Annotated in this window: 16 protein-coding genes and 1 tRNA gene; 7 read left to right on the forward strand and 10 right to left on the reverse strand. The window is 61.8% G+C overall.

The genetic code is table 11. The features are described 5' to 3' along the window. Positions 1 to 251: 251 nt before the first annotated feature. Positions 252 to 1442, forward strand: a complete 1191-nt coding sequence (gene mnmA / locus LB513_RS23695) for a tRNA 2-thiouridine(34) synthase MnmA (protein ID WP_224665906.1) — start codon at positions 252 to 254, stop codon at positions 1440 to 1442. Between the two features lie 11 nt (positions 1443 to 1453). Here the strand turns inward: mnmA and LB513_RS23700 are convergent, their stop codons facing one another. Continuing rightward, positions 1454 to 2413 carry a Gfo/Idh/MocA family protein gene (locus LB513_RS23700; RefSeq protein ID WP_224665907.1) on the reverse strand — a complete coding sequence of 320 codons (960 nt, stop codon included), beginning with the start codon at positions 2411 to 2413 and terminating at the stop codon, positions 1454 to 1456. A gap of 242 nt (positions 2414 to 2655) precedes the next feature. Between LB513_RS23700 and LB513_RS23705 the strand changes: the two genes are divergently transcribed. Beyond that, positions 2656 to 2732 (forward strand) — tRNA-Met (locus tag LB513_RS23705). A gap of 318 nt (positions 2733 to 3050) precedes the next feature. Here the strand turns inward: LB513_RS23705 and LB513_RS23710 are convergent. Next, positions 3051 to 3422, reverse strand: coding sequence for a hypothetical protein (locus LB513_RS23710; protein WP_224665908.1), 372 nt, complete (start codon positions 3420 to 3422; stop codon positions 3051 to 3053). A gap of 253 nt (positions 3423 to 3675) precedes the next feature. Here LB513_RS23710 and LB513_RS23715 point away from each other — a divergent pair, with 253 nt between their 5' ends. Then, positions 3676 to 4695, forward strand: coding sequence for a hypothetical protein (locus tag LB513_RS23715; RefSeq protein WP_224665909.1), 1020 nt, complete (start codon positions 3676 to 3678; stop codon positions 4693 to 4695). A gap of 1070 nt (positions 4696 to 5765) precedes the next feature. After that, positions 5766 to 6413, forward strand: a complete 648-nt coding sequence (locus LB513_RS23720) for a helix-turn-helix domain-containing protein (protein WP_224665910.1) — start codon at positions 5766 to 5768, stop codon at positions 6411 to 6413. A 69-nt stretch (positions 6414 to 6482) separates the two neighbouring features. Here LB513_RS23720 and lhgO read toward each other — a convergent pair whose 3' ends face one another. From lhgO to LB513_RS23740, 4 genes are all read right to left on the reverse strand, one after another. Continuing rightward, a complete protein-coding gene (gene lhgO, locus LB513_RS23725) occupies positions 6483 to 7670 on the reverse strand; it encodes an L-2-hydroxyglutarate oxidase (protein WP_224665956.1) in 1188 nt (395 codons plus the stop codon). 205 nt (positions 7671 to 7875) lie between these two features. After that, positions 7876 to 8316 carry a TadE/TadG family type IV pilus assembly protein gene (locus LB513_RS23730; RefSeq protein WP_224665911.1) on the reverse strand — a complete coding sequence of 147 codons (441 nt, stop codon included), beginning with the start codon at positions 8314 to 8316 and terminating at the stop codon, positions 7876 to 7878. Next, on the reverse strand, positions 8313 to 8918 hold the full coding sequence (locus LB513_RS23735; RefSeq protein ID WP_224665912.1) for a TadE/TadG family type IV pilus assembly protein: 606 nt from the start codon (positions 8916 to 8918) through the stop codon (positions 8313 to 8315). Before LB513_RS23735 ends, LB513_RS23730 begins: the two co-directional genes overlap by 4 nt. Then, positions 8915 to 11008 (reverse strand): pilus assembly protein TadG-related protein, encoded by a 2094-nt coding sequence (locus LB513_RS23740; RefSeq protein WP_224665913.1) that lies wholly within the window; start codon positions 11006 to 11008, stop codon positions 8915 to 8917. Before LB513_RS23740 ends, LB513_RS23735 begins: the two co-directional genes overlap by 4 nt. Positions 11009 to 11323: 315 nt before the next feature. On the opposite strand from LB513_RS23740, the gene LB513_RS23745 reads away from it, so the two are divergent. The 3 genes from LB513_RS23745 (at position 11324) to LB513_RS23755 (ending at position 14115) form a co-directional block, all read left to right on the forward strand. Next, entirely contained in the window at positions 11324 to 12787 is a 1464-nt protein-coding gene (locus LB513_RS23745; RefSeq protein WP_224665914.1) for a phospholipase D-like domain-containing protein, read from the forward strand. Positions 12788 to 12888: 101 nt separating this feature from the next. Next, entirely contained in the window at positions 12889 to 13689 is an 801-nt protein-coding gene (locus LB513_RS23750) for an endonuclease/exonuclease/phosphatase family protein (RefSeq protein ID WP_224665915.1), read from the forward strand. 105 nt (positions 13690 to 13794) lie between these two features. After that, the gene (locus LB513_RS23755; RefSeq protein ID WP_224665916.1) at positions 13795 to 14115 is read left to right on the forward strand and encodes a hypothetical protein; all 321 of its coding nucleotides are present in this window, start codon (positions 13795 to 13797) and stop codon (positions 14113 to 14115) included. 119 nt (positions 14116 to 14234) lie between these two features. Here the strand turns inward: LB513_RS23755 and LB513_RS23760 are convergent, their stop codons facing one another. The 4 genes from LB513_RS23760 to LB513_RS23775 all read right to left on the reverse strand — a co-directional run bounded on the left by LB513_RS23760 (position 14235) and on the right by LB513_RS23775 (position 18662). Further along, a complete protein-coding gene (locus tag LB513_RS23760) occupies positions 14235 to 15749 on the reverse strand; it encodes an aldehyde dehydrogenase family protein (RefSeq protein ID WP_224665917.1) in 1515 nt (504 codons plus the stop codon). A 164-nt stretch (positions 15750 to 15913) separates the two neighbouring features. Continuing rightward, complete coding sequence (locus LB513_RS23765) at positions 15914 to 17188, reverse strand: RNA polymerase sigma factor (RefSeq protein WP_224665918.1); 1275 nt, start codon at positions 17186 to 17188, stop codon at positions 15914 to 15916. Continuing rightward, entirely contained in the window at positions 17185 to 17559 is a 375-nt protein-coding gene (locus tag LB513_RS23770) for a YciI family protein (protein WP_224665919.1), read from the reverse strand. Before LB513_RS23770 ends, LB513_RS23765 begins: the two co-directional genes overlap by 4 nt. Positions 17560 to 17663: 104 nt before the next feature. Beyond that, positions 17664 to 18662: a DNA topoisomerase IB gene (locus LB513_RS23775; RefSeq protein WP_224665957.1), complete on the reverse strand. Its 999-nt coding sequence runs from the start codon at positions 18660 to 18662 to the stop codon at positions 17664 to 17666. Positions 18663 to 18878 lie beyond the last annotated feature (216 nt).

The raw sequence follows: 18878 nt of genomic DNA on the forward strand, positions 1-18878 counted from the left end.
TCTCTACAAAAAACTCAAAGACCCAATCCTCGCCACCTTACCGCCACAGCTTTAAAAATTGCCTAAGCAGTCCCTAATGACTAGGTAATGATCATGAACGCCGCGTTAGTCTTTTCATCAGCATTTTAAACACTCGTTGACGTTTTCGATTCGGACATGAAAATCGGCCTGCCCACCAAAGCTGGCGTGGCCGGAACGCTTGACCTATATTCCGGCCACTGGCATTCAGCGCCAGGCGGAATGAAAGAACCATGAACAGTCTCGATCTTCCCGGACGTCCAGAAGACACTCGCATCGTCGTCGCCATGTCTGGCGGCGTGGATTCGTCCGTTGTTGCCGGCCTCTTGAAACGCGAGGGCTATGATGTCGTCGGCGTCACCTTGCAGCTCTATGATCACGGCGCGGCCGTTCATCGCGCTGGTTCCTGCTGCGCCGGTCAGGACATAGACGATGCGCGCCGCGTCTCCGAGACGCTTGGCATCCCGCACTATGTGCTCGACTACGAGGAGCGTTTCCGCAAGGCGGTGATCGACCCCTTCGCCGCGAGCTATGTCGCCGGCGAAACGCCGATCCCCTGTGTTTCCTGCAATCAGACGGTGAAATTCGCCGATCTTCTGGCGACAGCCAAGGAACTCGGCGCCGACGCGCTGGCCACCGGACACTATATCCGTTCCGGCGCCAACGGCGCCCACCGCGCGCTGTTCCGGCCGGTCGACGCCGACCGCGACCAGAGTTATTTCCTGTTCGCCACCACACAGGCGCAGATCGACTATCTGCGCTTCCCGCTTGGCGGCCTGTCCAAGCCGCAGGTACGGGCCATGGCGGAAGAGATGGGACTTACGGTTGCCGCCAAACAGGACAGCCAGGATATCTGCTTCGTCCCGCACGGCAAATACTCAGACATCATCGCCAAGCTGACGCCGAGTGCCGCTAATCCAGGCGACATCGTTCATATCGACGGCCGTGTGCTCGGCCGCCATGAGGGCATCCTGCGCTACACGATTGGCCAGCGTCGCGGCATCGGCGTCGCTTCGGGCGAGCCGCTGTATGTCGTCCATCTCGATGCCGCCCGCGCCCGCGTCGTCGTGGGCCCGCGCGAGGCGCTGGAGACGCACAAGATCTATCTGCGCGACATGAACTGGCTGGGGGACGGCCCGCTGACGGACGTGCCGGCCGGCGGTCTTGAACTGTTCGCCAAGGTGCGCTCGACGCGGCCGCCGCGCCCTGCCGTGCTGCATCATCGAGCTGGCGCGACCTGGGTGGAACTAGCCGATGGCGAGTCCGGGATCGCGCCAGGACAGGCTTGCGTGCTCTATTCCGGCGACGGCAACGAGGCGCGCGTGTTCGGAGGCGGCTTTATCGAGCGCTCGGAACGTGGCGCCGAGGCCGAGGCCATGCTGACGCGGCTCTCCGCCGTGCCGGTCCAGGTTCCCGCCGAGTAGCCGATACGGCCTCAGGATTTGGTGTGGGTAACCGTGCCGGCCGTCAGGATGCGCAGCACCCTGATGGCCTCCTCGCCGCTGGTACGCGGCGCGGCGCGCGTTTCGATGCACCGGATGAAATGTTCCAGCTCGCGCGTCAGCGGCATTCCCTGCGCCACCGCCACATAGGACGGCTCGTTGGTGGTGAAGGCCCATTGGCCGCTGTCCTGCCAGACCGCATGGCGGTAGACGGCAAGCTTTCTCTCCCATGGCTCGACGTCGTCGAACACAGCCATGGCCCTGGTGCCGACCACGGTCAGCCGCCTTTCGCGGTAGGGATTGAGCCGCGAGGCGAAGAGATGGCTGCGCAGCCCATTGGGAAAGCGCATGTGCAGATGGGCGAAATCGCTGAGATTGTCGAGCAGCGCAGCGCCCTCCCCGCGCACCTCGACCGGTTCCGTGCCGGTGATCGCCAGGATCATCGACAGATCGTGCGGTGCCAGGTCCCACAGAGCGTCGTTTTCGGTGTGAAACTTGCCCAGCCCGAGCCGATGCGAATGGATGTAACGGACTTCGCCGAGCTCGCCCTTGTCGATCAGCTCCTTCAACGTCTCGAAGGCGGGATGGAAACGCAGGACATGGCCGACCATGAAGACGCGGTCATTGTCCTTGGCAGCGCGCACGGCCCGCTCCGCGTCTGGCACCGTCAGCGCGATCGGCTTTTCCACCAGCACGTCCTTGCCGGCCTCGACGGCGCGCACGGCCAAGTCGGCATGGAATTGCGGCGGCAGCGCCATGACGATGGCATCGATGTCGTCGCGGCCGAACAGGTGTTCTGGCTCGATCGCCAGGCAATCCTGTTCGCTGGCAAAGCCTTCGGCACGGGCACGATTGGTATCGGAGACCGCGTGCAGCGCGCCGAGCGCCTTGAGGGTGCGGATGTGGTTGCTGCCCCAGTATCCGCACCCAAGGACTGCAATGCGCGGCTTCATGTGTTTTTCAAACTCTAAAAACTCGTGGCCGAGACATAGCGACGTACCCCTTCGAACTCAACCCCGCTGCCCGCGCTCAAATGTCGGCAAGGCAAGGCTTTTCGGCGAACGACAATAAGCCGGCGCTCCCGCTGCCTCTAAGCTTGACAGGCTTGCCCTGCCAACCTTATATCCGCGCGACCTTGGCGAACGCCTCGATATGCCTTTCGACATAAGGCGGATTTCGAGCCTTTCGCCGCCCTGGCGGGGTAGCTCAGTTGGTTAGAGCACGGGAATCATAATCCTGGGGTCGGGGGTTCAAGTCCCTCTCCCGCTACCACTTCAACCCACTATCGTATCCAACGGCCGCACTTTAGCGGCCGCCAGAGTACTCAGGCAATTTCCTGGAGGTTTTGCGCTGAGGCCGCTGCGAATATTGGTGTCGACCAGCGAAGCAAGAACGGGACAGGTAGCCGTCTCCGCCAAGCGGCTTCGCGCTTGGACCGATCAACCCTGTCCACTTCCAGATCGACGGCACCAGCGATAAGCCCGCTAGGCGGAAAGTCGCCCTGGAAGGTCTATTGAGATGCTGATTCCTTCGTGCCGGCAGAGCGCCGGCAAATATCCTCCCGATCAAGAGACACCCCGCAAATCGGCGCTATCTATACAGGCCCGGATGCCTAGCCTTCTCGGCCTTGCAATCTCCCGCTCTCTGGACTGCGATTGCGAAGGCTCTTTCGTAGACATGAGCGGCCCTCTTGAACTTACGCATGTCGGGCGTCAGGTGTTTGCTGATGCCATCGTAGAGCAGGACCGGAACCGCAATCATCGCTTTTCCATCCTCAGTCGGCTTCAACCGGCATCTATCTAGGACGGCGATGATATCGCCCGATATGGTTGCGGCTCGCTTCAAAAAGGCGTCGTCCTTGCTTGCCAACCAATCGATGTTACTCAACTGTTTCGCTGAGGCAGCCGATATTGCGAAGCAAATTGCCGCGGTCAATGCCGCGCACGCAACGCCTGGTTTCATTTTTCCTCTCCCAGCTTCAACAAAGAAAGCACATTTGTGCATAGCGCACTAGCTTGGAACTCGATCGAATTCAGAGCGGCTGCGCTTAAAGCTGCAGCGGTACCTGCCAGAGCTCGCGTCCGCTGGAATCTCGAACTTCTGGCGTTTTCGATAGGGACCGTTGGCACTGATGTCGCCCGCTAAGCCCATCAGGCAAGCGCAGCCTCACGATTAATGATCTAGAAAATCAGCAAGTCTCATTTTAGTTTGAGCCATGACGCTCGCGCTAGATTCCGAGTTTCCGCCAATCGACCTGACCGCACCCGCAATCGATAAGCTACCGTTTCGGGCGACGGCTAATGTTCATGCGGCTCTGGCCGAGCTTGGGCGGACCGAAGATGTAAGGTTTTCTCCCAGCAATCGCCTGCTTGCAATCGCCGGATTTGCTCGCGGCAGGGTGCTTCTGCTGTCGATGAAGATTGTACACGGTCGACAAGGACTATCGATCACAGCGGCCGATCACATGGTCCTTCGGTCGCCGGACATCTCGCAAGTGCACGGCTTGGACTTCATCGACGATACCACGCTTGTTGTTGCCAACCGCGACGCTGGCCTTGCTTTGTTCAAGCTCCCGATCGGAAACCTCGCCGGACGCGAAGTGACGCTGCCAGCGCTGCGGCGTGTAAAACGTACGCCGCTGTGCCGGATGAAAGCCCCAGGCTCCGTCGTCGTGCGGCGTGAGACGAGTGGCCGGATAAGCCTGCTCGTCTGCAATAACTCCGTCCATCACATAACCCGTCATGTGCTTATGCCGCGCTTTCGCTATCTCATTTTGCGAAACCATGTCGTCCTCAGGCACGGTCTCAACATCCCCGACGGCATCGCGTTTAGTCCGGATAACAGGTGGCTCGCTGTCAGCAGTCATGTCGACAATGATGTGAAGATTTACGAGGCCAGCCGCCAGCTCCATCCCAATCTGCAGCCGATAGGGATACTGGAGGGGATCCGTTATCCGCACGGCCTGCGCTTTACTCCCCAAGGAACGCAAATCCTAGTTGCCGACGCTGGCAGTCGCTTCGTGAATGTGTATGAAAGCAGCGGTGATTGGAGCGGCTCGCGAAAAGCAAGGCGCCAGCTGAATGTGCTCGATGCAGCAACGTTCCAGCGCGGGAGGCACAATCCCCAGGAGGGCGGCCCGAAGGGCTTGGACATTGACCGAACAGGGCGGGTCGTTGCCATCACTTGCGAGGAGCAGACACTAGGCTTTCACGCCCTGTCAATGATGATCGATTGAGATCATCTCGCGTCCCCCTCATAGCGGAGATCTCCCGATTGTTTTCGGTGAGTTGCAACCGACCCTGAAACTAGAGAACCGAAACGCCGATCGCAACGAAGCTGCAGCGCTGGATGAGCTTGGTGCGTCAAGCGGATCACTGGATGGGGCTGGCTCAACGGATCGGTTGTGGTGGTTCGACGGATCACGGGGCGGCCCATTGAAACCTGCTCTCCGAGCACCACATGGAGATTGCGTCGAGCCCTCCTCCCATTGTGTTCGGCGCGTTCCCCTCTGAGGGTTTCTCAACCTTCACATCTGGCCGGACCCTTGGGTCCGGCCTTTTTCTCAAAAAGGTCGTTCAGGGTAAACCAGCCGCGTCACCGCGCGAACACCTGCGGCCGGTGCCAACGGCGCTCGTGACGACCACTGCACTTAAGCGTCGTGTCTTAGGACCAGACGGCGGACCAGACGGCCGACGAGATGCTACCTCTCCCGGCCGGACAATCGCGCAGGATTGTCGATTGCACAGATCAGGGTCGAAGCGACCATAAGTGCGATGTAGGAGAGTAGCAGCTTCCAGAACGTATCCCACGTCACCACTTGCCAGCCCCAAAAGCATAGGATCAAGGTGACGGCGATTGCGATTGTCGCAACCACGCATACAGGACGGAGTATGGTAACGATCTGCGAGATCATGGTGGTTCTGCTTGCACAGCGATACTAGCCCGCAGGTCCAACCTGTCCAGTTCGTGTTGTCTCAAGAGTTAACCGAGCAGTGCGTCCAGATACGGGCCTATGCCAGACGTGCCTCGGGCGATGGCACGTGTCTTGGTCGGCCCCGAAGTCAGCCAGTAAGCCTTAACCGGAGCCTACTGTCTCGTCTTGCCCGCGGGACCAGATGACGCTTTTTCACGCCCCCTGGTTGTGAAAACAAGCCTGAACCAGCCCGCTCTATGCCACAAGGCCAGCCATCGGCATCGGTGCGGCCCGCCAAGCCGCACTCAGTAATTTCCCGTAGGGACATAACCGAATTTCGCTGACCGCGGATTGGCGCGATTGCTGTGTCAAGGTTCACCGGGACAACAGCCATGCACGCCTACACCGCCTCCAGGATTTCGCTGCCGTCGCATTCTGCTCAGCCAGGTTTGCCGGAGGCATTCGACCCGGCACCGGCGCAGCCGGTCAGCTTTTTCCCCGCCGGTGCGGAGATCTATGCACAGGGCGAGAAGGCCGGGGCCTTCTATCAGGTCGAATTCGGCGCCGTGCGCATCTACCGCCTGCTCGCCGACGGCCGCCGCCAGATCAGCGCCTTCCACCTTGCCGGCGAGACCTTCGGCTTCGAAGCCGACTCGACGCATCATTTCTTCGCCGAAGCCATCAACGCGACCGGGGTCCGCGTCCTTCGCCTGGCAACTGGAGCCGAGATGGCCCGTCAGCTGCTGCCCTTGGCGCTCAAGGGCCTGACCCGCGCGCAGGAACACCTCCTGGTCCTCGGGCGCCAGAACGCCATCGAACGTGTCGCCGCCTTCCTGGTCGACATGGCAGAGCGCCAAGGCGGCTTGCGGCAGGTGGAGCTACCGATGTCGCGCATGGATATCGGCGACTATCTCGGCCTCACCATCGAGACCGTGTCACGGGTCTTCACCCGGCTGAAGGACAAGGGCGTCATCCGCCTGCTCAACCTGCGCAGCATCGAAATCCTCAAGCAGGACGCGCTCCACTGCATGAGCGAATGACCGAAATGTCGTGGGTGCATCGCTCGGCTGAACCATTGACCAGCGAGGCTCACCTCAGGAACGGCCCGTTCAGCCCCCGAGGCACTTGTCGGCAATGATTGCGCCGATCGGCATTGCCGATGTCGCGGCCGGCGACGGCGCGTTGCAGACGTGGACCATGCGATCTGTCTGCATGAAATGAAAATCATGCATCAGGGCCCCCGATCTGGTCACGGCCTGGGCCCTGATCCCGGCCTCCATGGGCATCAGATCACTCAAGGTCAGACTGGGGCAGTACTTCTGGCAGAGCTCGAGATATCTGCGTTTTGACAATGACGACCGCATTTCCTGAATTCCCGTTCGCCATTGCTTGGCAATCAAGCGCCAGAAGCCCGGGAATGCGAAGAGCCGACCGACGTCACCGCTGTCGAATGAGAGCTTGGGATACCCCTCGCGCGCGAACCCCAGAACAGCGTTCGGTCCTACCGTCACGCTGCCATCGATCATGCGCGTCAAATGAACTCCCAGGAAGGGAAGAGCCGGATCAGGGATCGGGTATATCAAGCTCTTGACGATGTCGTTGCGGGCCGCAGGCAACCTGAAATACTCGCCACGGAAGGGCACGATCTGGAAGTCCGCTGCCAGACCGGCCATGCGAGCCAAACGATCCGACTGAAGCCCGCCGCAGACGACCAGCCGAGATCCATCCCAACTGCGGTCGCCGGCGCCGACCGTGACGAAATTTCCATGCTCGACGATTCGGTCGACCGTGGTCCCAAGCAGGATTTCTCCGCCGGCGGCGCGGATTTTGTCCGCCATGACCGCGCATACAGCCTTGTAGTCGACAATCCCAGTGGACGGCACATGGATCGCGGCCAGACCGGCGACATTGGGCTCGCGCCGGCGCAACTCGGCGGCGTCGAGCAGTTCCACCTCGACGCCATTTTCCCGGGACCGATCGTAAAGCGCATTCATCCGCTCGACTTCCGGCCCGCTCGTTGCCACCAGGAGCTTTCCGCAGGTCAGATAGGGAATGCCGTTCTCATCGCAGAATGCCTTCGTTGCGACGGCGCCGCGCCTGCACAATTGCGCCTTGAAGCTCCCGGGCGGATAGTAGATCCCGGCGTGGATGACCCCGCTATTGTGGCCCGTCTGGTGCCTTGCCAACCTGGCTTCTTTTTCGATGAGAACAAGGCTTGCGCCGGGGCGACGCTTCAACAACTCCAATGCCGTGGCGAGGCCAACTATACCGCCACCCACCACGCAGAAATCGTAAATCACCTTGGTTCGATCCTCACCTTTTCAAAGGTATTATGACATCGAATGCGGGGTTTGAATAATTCATTGAGCAAGGTTCTACGACTTGCCGATCGAACGCTTGACAGGTGCCGACGAATTGCCGGCGCCATGAAAGGTATGAACAACGCGCTTCCGCCTTCACATGCCTCGAAGATCGGACTTCAGTTCGGCGGTGCTCGAAGCGCTATGCGCCCTGATTTGGGAAACAGGCGCCGGCGTTGAGATGGGGGCCGTCCGCCAGTGATGAGAGGAAACCCGGCAGGACGGTGACGAAAGTGTAGGACACCTGAACGCTTGAAAAGCCTGTCAGCCCGGAACAAGTCGTGTTGTTGTTCACGGTGATGTTGGCGGCGGTAAGAGGGATGCCGCCGACCGCCGCCCTGCCGCTGATGTAACTGATCGTACTTGCGGAGTCATAGACGCCATTTTTCGTGCATCCGCTCTGCAGCACACCGATGCAGCGCGCGCCAGCGCTGGCTATCTCCTCCAGGACATGCTGCGTCCAGTACATCCGTCCGAACTCGAAGACGCCCATGAGCATCAACAGCAACGGTATCGAAAGCAGCGCGAACTCGACTGCGTTCGCGCCTGATGTATCCCTTATGAAAGAACGGCGATGCCTCATTTTGGCTGCACGACGGACCGGACGGTGATGTTGCCGTCGCTGACGATGCCGAAACCCCCAAAGAGCGGTGTGTAGGGTTTGCTTGCCGAAACGGTAACGAATTTTCCAGCCATTCCTCCACCTGCGCAGGCGGAGCCGCATGTTTTGGCCGCTCCCCAGGTCAGGGTGGTTCCGGACTTGGTTGGGCAGTAGCATAGATCGGCATTGGAGGCGGTTCCGCTCTGGGTCGCCTGGGATGTGCTGGCGTCGAATGAGATCGTGGTGCCGTTGTTAATGACGATCTGCACGTTGCCGCCATTGCCGCCGACCCCGCTCGCCGCCACCGCCATGATGTTTCGTGCCAAGGCATCTCCACCGGCCGAGCTGACCTTGTCGCCGTTGAGCAAGGCATAGTTCGAGCCGGCCGACACGGCCGAACTGAGTTCGAACTTGGCCTTGAGCAATCCGCCGATGTCCACAGTGCCCGCAAGGATCAACAGGAAGATTGGCGTGACAAGCGCGAACTCAACCGCCGATATGCCGGTGGTCTCACGAAGCAGGAAGCGTGCGAACAAGGAGCGGCCGAAACGTCCGGCCGGACCGCGTTCGAAGCGGGACATCATTGCACAAGGCTCACTTTGCTGGTGGCGGTGGCCCCCGACGCCGCGATGCATTCGGATGTCGCGGCGGTGCCGCCGGAAAGTGTGATGCGCGACCCGATCAGTTGCAGGCATCTGCTTGCGTCAGCCGAGCCCATTACGCTCGAGCCACCGTTCATGATGATCGGGCCATAGGGAAAATAGAACGCACCCGAGATCTTTGCGTTGGATCCGCCCTCGGCGAACGTGGCGCCGCCGGTATTGCTGCTGGAGGTCGGGCCGATGACCGCCAGCTTTGCGGTTGCGCCGGTCTGCGGCGCCGTCAGCGAGATGTTGCTATAGCCTGCCGCGACACAAAACACGTAACCGGTGCAGCTTCCCGAACTGGATTTTGTCTTGCCTGACAGGACCAGGGTCACATTGTTGGCGCTGACGCTGACCGTGCTGCCGTTGCAGGTAGCGCTGCCGCCGCCGCTCGAACCGAGGGTGAAGAAGCCATCGACCGTATAGACGCCGGCGCCCAAAACCACCGCCCCGGAAGCCATGAAATTCCCTTCAATGTCGTGTTGCGCCGCAGCGGGGACGACAAAGCAGCTGCCGCCGCCACCGGCATTCACATTTCCTACGACCTGGAACACGCTGCCGACAGCAGTGGCATCGGCCATGATCATCGTGGCGCCGCCGGCGAGCGTGATGGCGTCGCCATTGCTGCCGGGACCGATCTTGTAGCTGTTGGATGTGCCGGACCCGAAGGTAAGCGTGGCGCCGCCCGTATTGTTCAATCCACCGGCCAGTTCGAAGACACTTGGTCCTCTGAAGGTCAAGGCACTGGTGTTGCAGACGCTTACCCGAGCCGCGCCGTAATTGCAGACGCTGTCGCTCATTCCGATCTTGAACGTTCCCGCGCCAAAGACGGTCGTGGCCCCCCCGCCCGTGGCCAGCCCCTTGCTGAAGTTGAAGGTGCCGGCACCGAAAGTGGTGGTGCCACCAGCGGTGACGAGCTTGCCCACATTATAGGTGCCGGCGCCGAATGTCGTGGTGCCGGCGGTGGTGAGGGTCTTGGCGAAATTGTAGATGCCCGGGCCAAAAGTCGTCGTGGCAGCGGAAGTGAAGTCGCCGGCGAAATTGTAGGTGGTCGTTGCCGCGCCGTTCACCGCGAAGTTCAGATTGATGCCGCCGCCGATGGTGACATTTCCCAGGTTGACCACTGTTTTGGTGCCGCAGCTGAACGTCCAGGTCGGCTGAGACCACGACGCCGTGCAGCCGGCGGCGACGGCCGCGTTCTTGGTCGCCGTCTGGTCCCATGCGAAATCGATGTTTGTCCCGGTGGTGTTTGTCGGCGCGGCTGGCGCCGTGGTTGCCGTCAACGCGGCCACGCTGGTGAAACGGGCCACGGCGCTGGTCACCGCGGCATTCCCCGCCAGCGGATCGGCAGTGGACTTCTTGGCGATGACGGCGGCCGTGCCGTTAGGGCCGGTAATACCGCTGCAAGGCTGGGTCGGCGCCGCCGCCGAATTATAATTCACGCCAATCGCCGAGATGCTGGTGCCGCAGGGCACGGTGACGGTGTTGTTCGACGATACAGTGCAGCTCGGGGCCATGATGGCCGTGCCGCCAGACAGGGTGATGCCGGTTTGGGCCCCGTCCAGGGCAAGTACGCAGCCCGGCGTCTGTGCCTGGGCGCCAACCTCGGCGACGGAACCTGCGTAGATCAGCAGCTCCTCGCGACGGTCCAGCACGCGTGCGAGAAGCAGGTTCTTATGGGTGCGGATCGACACCGAGACGGCGCTTATTCCAGCGGTCCTCGGTGAAGCCACGAGCGCCGCCTGGACGTCGGCCGACCGTACGCCATTGAGAGCAGCGACGTTGACCGCGGCCGCTGTCATCTGGTCGGTGGACTTTGTGGCGTTGTAGGCCAGCGCGCCGGCATAAGCGGAAAGGTCGGCAACCCGCTGGTTTTCTGCCTGTTCGACCAAGGCGCCGCCATATTCGGTTACGAGAGCTGCCATGCCGATGAACGCCGGCATGACAAGCGCCGAGATGATGAGCACGTTGCCGCGCCTGTCACGGGCAAGACATCCCAGGATCCGGATCATGTCTGTCTTGAAGGACAAAGCTCTACCCCTTTGTGTTCCGACTGGCGCTCCATTGTTAGAAGCCGAATGTATAAAGAAATGTTGCTCCACGGATCGCCCGAGCAACCCTGGCATCTGGTCGATGGCGTTGATTTGATTGGAAAGTTGCCTCAAAAGGCATCGGTCTGGCCGGCTTTGGCCGCAGCCCTGTGGGGCTAGTTACCAAAGCGGAGGGCAAGACACACAGCCATTTCGGCTTGTATGCTTAATGGCGGCTTAAGGCGATGCGGGAATGTGGTGAGAGCGCGGCCGGCCGCATTGCGTTCCGCGAGCGCTCGCCGGATAGTCCCGTCCATGTTCGGAACCCTGGCGACTCACTGGCCTCATATCCTGGCGATCATCTCGGTGGTGATGTCGACCGTTGGCATCGTCCACGCCGTCATGACCAAGGAAGACGTCCGCGCGGCCACCGGCTGGGTCGGCGTCATGGTGCTGTCGCCCATCCTTGGGGTGCTGATCTATGCTGTCGCTGGCATCAACCGCATCCGTCGCGCCACCATCACCGCACAACGCCCGTTCGCCGATGGCGTCGTGTCGGCGAAGCATCAGCTCGATGTGGCGGCCGAAGAGGCCTTGATCGCCGAACGATACGGGCAGCGTTTCATGGGTCTCAGGACGTTGGGCGACCGCGTCGCGCGGCGCACGCTCAACCCGGGCAATGCGATAGACATGCTGGAGACAGGCGACGAAGCCTATGGCGCCATGTGCGCCGCGATCGACGGCGCGGAGCGGAGCGTCCTGCTGGAGACCTATATTTTCGACAATGACGCCGTTGGCCTGCTCTTCGTTCAATCGCTCGCCGGTGCCGTGCGGCGCGGCGTCACCGTTCGCGTGCTGATCGATGCCGTTGGCGCGCGCTATTCCGTACCGAGCATCCTCGGACATTTGCGCAGGGCCGACATTCCTGCCGACGTCTTCAACGGCAACATCGTCATGGGCCTTCGCCTGCCCTACGCCAATCTCAGGACCCACAGAAAGATCCTGGTCGTCGATGGCGCGGTCGCCTTCACCGGCGGCATGAACATCCGCAAGGGTTTCTCGGCCGAGTTCGCCGGATCGAACACCGCCAAGGACACACATTTCCGGGTTACCGGACCGGTCGTGGCCGACCTTTTTTCGGTCGCCGCGGAAGACTGGCGTTTTGCCACCAACGAGGCCCTCCAGAGCGATGCCTGGCGAGTTGTCCCGCTATGGCCGGCGCCCGGCGTGCCGATGCTGGTGCGCGCCGTCGCATCGGGCCCGGACGCCAGCAACGAGACCAATCACAAGCTGCTGATCGGCGCTTTCTCCGTCGCCCGCAAATCGATCCGTCTGATGTCGCCCTACTTCCTGCCCGACCGCGAGCTGATCAGCGCGTTGATCACCGCCGCACGGCGCGGAGTCGAGATCGACATCGTGGTGCCGGCGGTGAACAATTTGTTCCTGGTGGACCGTGCCATGACCGCGCAGTTCGACCAGGTGCTGAAAAACTATTGCCGTGTTTGGCGTACCGAAGGGCCGTTCGACCATTCGAAACTTCTGTCGATCGATGGCGTGTGGGCTTATGTCGGCTCGTCAAATATCGATGCCCGGTCGCTGCGGTTGAATTTCGAGATCGACCTCGAGGTCATGGACGCCGGATTTGCCGGCGAAATCGAGGCGCGGATCGGATCGGCGATCGCTTCCGCCGTGCCGGTGACGCTCGAGACCCTGCGGGGCCGCCCCTTCCTCACGCGACTCTTCGACCGGGTCATGTGGCTGGGTTCGCCCTACCTGTAGGCAAGGATGCGTCGTTGCGGGAATGGAACATAGGCGGACTGAACCTGTTTTGACTGTATCCAGCTTCTGAGTTGAAGCCAGCGAGGACGAGCAGCGCGCATATGCACAGACCTGGACGCAGCCTGCCGGCGAGCATGCTTTTATCGATCCGCGACAGGAGAATGCGCAAGGCGAATGCCGCCGCGCCCGGGAAAATTGGCGCTGCCACGACGCTGGTTGCCTCCTACAATGTTCACAAATGCATCGGCATCGACAGGAAGTTCGACCCCGAACGCACCAGCAGGGTCATCCGCGAGATCGATCCGGATGTTATCGCGCTGCAGGAAGCCGACAATCGCTTCGGCGACCGCGATGGGCTTCTCGACCTGTCTCGCCTCGAGCTGGAGACGGGCCTTGTGCCGGTTCCGATTTCAGCCAATGGCAAAAGCCACGGCTGGCACGGAAATGTCCTGTTGTTCAAGAAGGGCGTTGTCCGCGACGTGCACCGGATCGCGTTGCCCGGGCTGGAGCCCCGCGGCGCCGTGGTCGCCGAGATCGACCTTGAAGGAAACCGGACCCTGCGTGTCATCGCTGCTCATCTAGGCCTGCTGAGGAGGTCGCGTTCCCAGCAGGCCCGGGTCGTGCTCGACATCATGAACAGCCCTGATTTGAAGCCGACACTCCTGCTCGGCGATCTCAACGAATGGCGGCTCGGCAACCGTTCGGCGCTGAACACGCTGCACGTGACCTTCGGCCCGCTGCCGCCGGCCGTGCCCACCTTCCCGTCCAACCTACCCTTGCTGGCGCTCGATCGCATCATGGCCAACCGACAAGGCATGATCTCGGCCGTGGCGGCACATGACACGCCCCTGTCTCGCGTCGCGTCGGATCACCTGCCCCTGACGGCCTTTGTCCGCCTTTAGCCGACCCGCCGTTAATGTCGGCTTTCAAGAACTTACTAATTCATTGAGGAACGCTAAGTCCTGCCGCGAGTTTAGGTGCTGACTTAACCGCAGGAGGACACCCCTATGAAGAATTTGATACTTGCTTCCATGATGGCATTGGCGGCGACAGCCGCGATCAGCGGCCCGACGCTGGCCGCGAGCGTCATCATTCAATCGGACGACGATGATGACAATGGGGTCGTCGTTCGCCGTCATCACAACAATGACGACCAGGAAGACAACGGCCAGATTGTCGTCCGCCGCCATCACAACAATGATGACGAGTATGGCGGCTACAGTGACGGCAACCGACGTCATCACTGGCGTCGCCACTGCCACACCGAACTGGTCAAGCACTGGCGCCACCACCGCAGGGTGGTCGAGGAAGTTCGCGTCTGCAGCTGATCGCGCTGTCGAACTATCGTTTAATCAACTGTGCCGAATGACAAACCGGCCGATGGAAACATCGGCCGGTTTGGTCATTGCCCGGGTGATCGCCAAAAAGGCCGGCTAAGGCCGGCGAATTACTCAATGTCGAAGGAGACGCCCTGGGCGAGCGGCAGCGCCTTGGAGTAGTTCACCGTGTTGGTGGCGCGGCGCATATAGGCTTTCCACGCATCCGAACCGCTCTCGCGGCCGCCGCCGGTTTCCTTCTCGCCGCCAAACGCGCCCCCGATCTCGGCGCCCGACGTGCCGATGTTGACGTTGGCGATGCCGCAGTCCGATCCATCGACCCCGAGGAATCGTTCGGATTCCTGCAGGTCGCGCGTGAAGATCGACGATGACAGGCCTGCGCCAACCGCATTGTGCTCCTCGAGCACGGCGTCGAAGTCGGAATAGCGCATCACATAGAGGATTGGCGCGAACGTCTCTTCCGTCACCGGCGACACCTGCTTGGGCATCTCAACCAGTGCTGGATGGACATAGTAGGCGTCGGAGTAGCCATTCTCGACCCTCGTGCCCCCTGTCACCTTACCGCCATGGGCGGAGGCTTCACTGAGCGCCTTCTGCATGGCCTCGAATGCTGCCTTGTCGATCAGCGGGCCGACCAGCGACGAGGTATCGAGCGGATTGCCGACCGAAACGGTCTGATAGGCCTTCTTCAGCCGCGGAAGCAGCGCATCATAGACGCTGTCATGCACGAACAGCCGCCGCAATGTCGTACAGCGCTGGCCGGCCGTGCCCATGGCGCCGAAGGCAATCGCACGCAACGCCATGTCGAGATCGGCGGTCGGACACACGATGCCAGCATTGTTGCCGCCAAGCTCCAGCACGGCGCGGGCAAATCGCTTGGCCAGCCTCGGGCCGACGTCCCTGCCCATGCGCGTGGAACCGGTGGCCGATACAAGGGCGACCTTGGGATGCTCGACCAGTATTTCGCCGACGGCGCGGTCGCCGATCAGCACCGGCGCCAGGCCCTTCGGTGCGTCGGCGCCGAAACGCTCGATGGCGCGCTTGAGGATCGCTTCGCAGGCGAGCGCCGTCAGCGGTGTCTTCTCCGACGGCTTCCATACAACGGCATCGCCGCAGACCAGCGCCAGGGCCGTATTCCACGACCACACCGCGACCGGGAAGTTGAAGGCGGAGATGACGCCGACGACGCCGAGCGGATGCCAGGTTTCCATCATGCGATGGCCAGGGCGCTCGGTGGCGATGGTCAGGCCGTACAATTGCCGCGACAGACCGACGGCGAAATCGCAGATGTCGATCATCTCCTGCACTTCGCCAAGGCCCTCGGACGGGATCTTGCCGACCTCTATCGACACCAGCCGGCCGAGTCCGGCCTTGTGCGCGCGCAGTTCCTCGCCCAGCAACCGCACCAGTTCGCCGCGCCTTGGACCCGGCACCATGCGCCACGCCTGGAAGGCCTTGTGCGCGGCATCGATGGTCTTGGCCGCATCATCGGGAGAGATGGTCTTCAGTGCCGCGATCTGCTCGCCGGTCACCGGGCTGCGCACGATGAGGTCGCCACCGGCCAGCATATTCTCGGCAACGCCAAGTTTCGCCAGCAGCTCGGCCGTTTCCTTCGCTATCGTCATATGTGTCCCTTTCAGATCCGCTTGTCCGGCGCCGTGCGCCAGCTCGCCCGTGCCGATGGCATCTCAGGCAAAGTCATCGCGTGGCATTACTCGTTTCAGGGGGAAATCGCCACCCCGGCATGGTCCAAGCCTGCGTGGCACGATTGAGCCAGGGCAAACAGTGCTTAGCGGACCTGCCGCACGGGGTCGCGCACGGCGCCGTCCTTGATCAGACGGTCGATATGCATCCGTATATGGGCCGCTTCAGCAGCCGTGTTGGCGAGCGCGATGGCACGGTCGAAGGCAATCCGGGCCTCCTCGCCCCGATCGAGCTGCATCAACAGCCCTCCTTTGAGACCGAAGTAGTGAAAATAGCCCGAAAGGCGCTGTTCCAGCGGCTCGATCATGGCAAGGGCCTCGAGCGGGCCGCGCACCTTGGAGACAGCGACGGCACGGTTGAGTGTAACGACCGGCGACGGCTGCATCTGTTCGAGCAAGCCATACAGCAGGTCGATCTCCACCCAGTCCGTATCCTCGGCCTTCTCGGCCCGCGCATGCAGCGCGGCGATCGCCGCCTGCACCTGGTAGGGGCCGGGACTGCGATGGCGCAGAGCCTTGTCGACCAGCGCCAGCCCCTCCTCGATCATCTTGTGGCTCCAAAGGCTGCGATCCTGCTCGTCGAGCAGCACGATTTCGCCGTTTGCGTCGAACCGGGCCGGTGCGCGGGCATGCTGCAGAAGCAACAGCGCCGTCAGTCCCATGATTTCCGGCTCGGTCTGAAACAACCGCAACAACAGCCGGGCCAGCCGGATCGCTTCCTCGCACAGTGGCGCGCGGGCCGGTGCCTCGCCGCCGCTGGTTGAATAACCCTCGTTGAAGATCAGATAGACCATCGCCGCGACCGCCGCGAGCCGCTCCGAGCGCTCGACCGCGCCAGGCGTTTCGAACGGCACGCCGGCCTCGGCAATGCGCGCCTTGGCCCGGGTGATGCGCTGTTCCATGGCGCTTTCGCCAACCAGGAAGGCGCGCGCAATCTGCTTGACGGTGAGACCGGAAACGATGCGCAGCGCCACTGCTATCTGCTGCGTGGGAGGCAGGTCGGGATGACAGCAGATGAACAGCAACCGCAAGATGTCGTCGCGATAATGCGCGCCGTCCAGCCGCTCGGCCACATCGGTCTCGGCGTCTTCCAGGTCGGAAATCTGGTCTTCCTCCGGGAGCGGAGTCTGCTTGGCGCGTTTGCGCACGGCATCGATGCCGCTGTTGCGGCCGACAAGGATCAGCCAGGCTGCGGGGTCACGCGGCGGCCCGTTTCGCGGCCAGTTCTTCAAAGCCCTGAGGCAAGCATCCTGAAAGGCCTCTTCCGCGGTGTCGAGATCACGGAAATAGCGCAGCAGCGCCCCCATCGCCCGCGGGCGGGCGGCGCTGATGGCCGAGCTGATCCAGGCAAGTTCGGTCATGCTCGAACCTTGTTCTGGTTGAAGAGCGAAACCGGCCGGATCTCGTAGGAGCCGCCGCTCGGGTTGACCTCGGAAAGCTCGCGGGCAAACTCGACAGCCTCGTCGAGTGCATCGCATTCCAGTGTGTAGAAGCCCAGGAATTGCTCCTTGGTCTCGGCGAATGGCCCGTCGATGACGACGGCTTCGCCCTTGACCTTTCTCAGCGTCGTCGCCGCCGTCGTTGGCAACAGCCGCGCCACCGGACCGAGGCGCCCTGCCTTGGCATATTTGTCCTGCACGTCGAGGAGCTTGGTCATGACCTCGTCGTCCTGAGCCTTGCTCCAGGAGCTGACGACATCTTCGGAAGCGTAGCATAGGATGGCATAGAGCATCGTCGGTCCTTTTCTGTAGCAAAGGACGAAACAGTAGAACTGATCCCGACACGTCGTCGACAGAAATTCTTCGGCCGTGGATTGCCGGCCGGCAATCCCGCCTGTCAGTCTTCGTGCATCTTCAACCAGCGCAGCACGAGAGCCTCCTCGTCATCGAGACCGGCTATCGCCCGCTTGCGCTTGTTGGCCTGCGCCATCTCTTCAGACAACCGCCCTTCCGACCAGGCCTCGAAAACCTGGGGATGGATGTAGCATTTGCGGCAGACGGCGCGTGTGTTGCCGAGCCGTTCGGCCACCTTGTCGATGACCTCGTTCATCACCCGCTTTTGCCTTGCCTGGCTTTCGGGCAATTGCGTCTGCGCGAACAGCGACGCGGCGTGGATGGTGCCGCCCCAGGTGCGGAAATGCTTGGAACTGAAGCGGGGACCAGCCGCCTCCTTGATATATCGGTTGACATCCTCGGAACGGACGGGCCGCCTGCTGCCATCCTCGCCGATATACTGGAACAGTTTCTGGCCTGGCAAATCCTGCGCCCCCCGCACGATCCCGGCGATGCGGCGGTCGACCAGCTTGAGCCGCCATTCCTTGCCCGACTTGCCTTTGAAGGCGAAACGCAGGCTCGAACCGGTGATATCGACATGGCGGTCACGCAAGGTGGTGAGCCCGAAGCTCTTATTGTCACGGGCGTATGCGGCATTGCCGACCCGGATCATCGTGTTGTCGAGCAGCCAGACGATCGCGGCGACCACCCGCTCGAGCGGCAGGCCGTGCCGGCGCAGGTCCGCATCGATCCGGCGCCGCAAGTCCGGCAGGATTTCGGCGAAGGCCACAAGGCTTGAGTATTTCGCCCCGTCTCGTTCCTCCGCCCATTGTGTGTGATACCGATACTGCTTGCGTCCCCGTTGATCCCGCCCCGTCGCCTGAATATGCCCGTCGACATGTGGCGAGATCCAGACATCCGTCCATGCCGGCGGAATGACGAGCGCTTCGATACGCGCCCTGGTAATGTCCGATACAGGCCGTCCATCGGGCTGCTTGTAGGAAAATCCCTTGCCTGTTCTGAGACGACGGATACCCGGCTCGGCGTCGCTGACATAGGTCAGCGCGGTTTCGACGACCGCTTGCGGTCGCGCGGGCGCGGAATCCCCCTGCGCGACCGGCCCTCCAATATGCGTCTCTGATTTATCCAACACTTCGGCTCCAACGAGATGTCCGGAGATAAGCTACGGACAGGGCTGCCGGTTCCGAAGGCTGGTTGAAATGCAGTGTTTTGACCCGACGCGCATGGGCCTTCCGCGCCTCAAGGCTGTTACAGCCTT

Source organism: Mesorhizobium sp. ES1-1, from assembly GCF_020164785.1.
Lineage (GTDB): Bacteria > Pseudomonadota > Alphaproteobacteria > Rhizobiales > Rhizobiaceae > Mesorhizobium.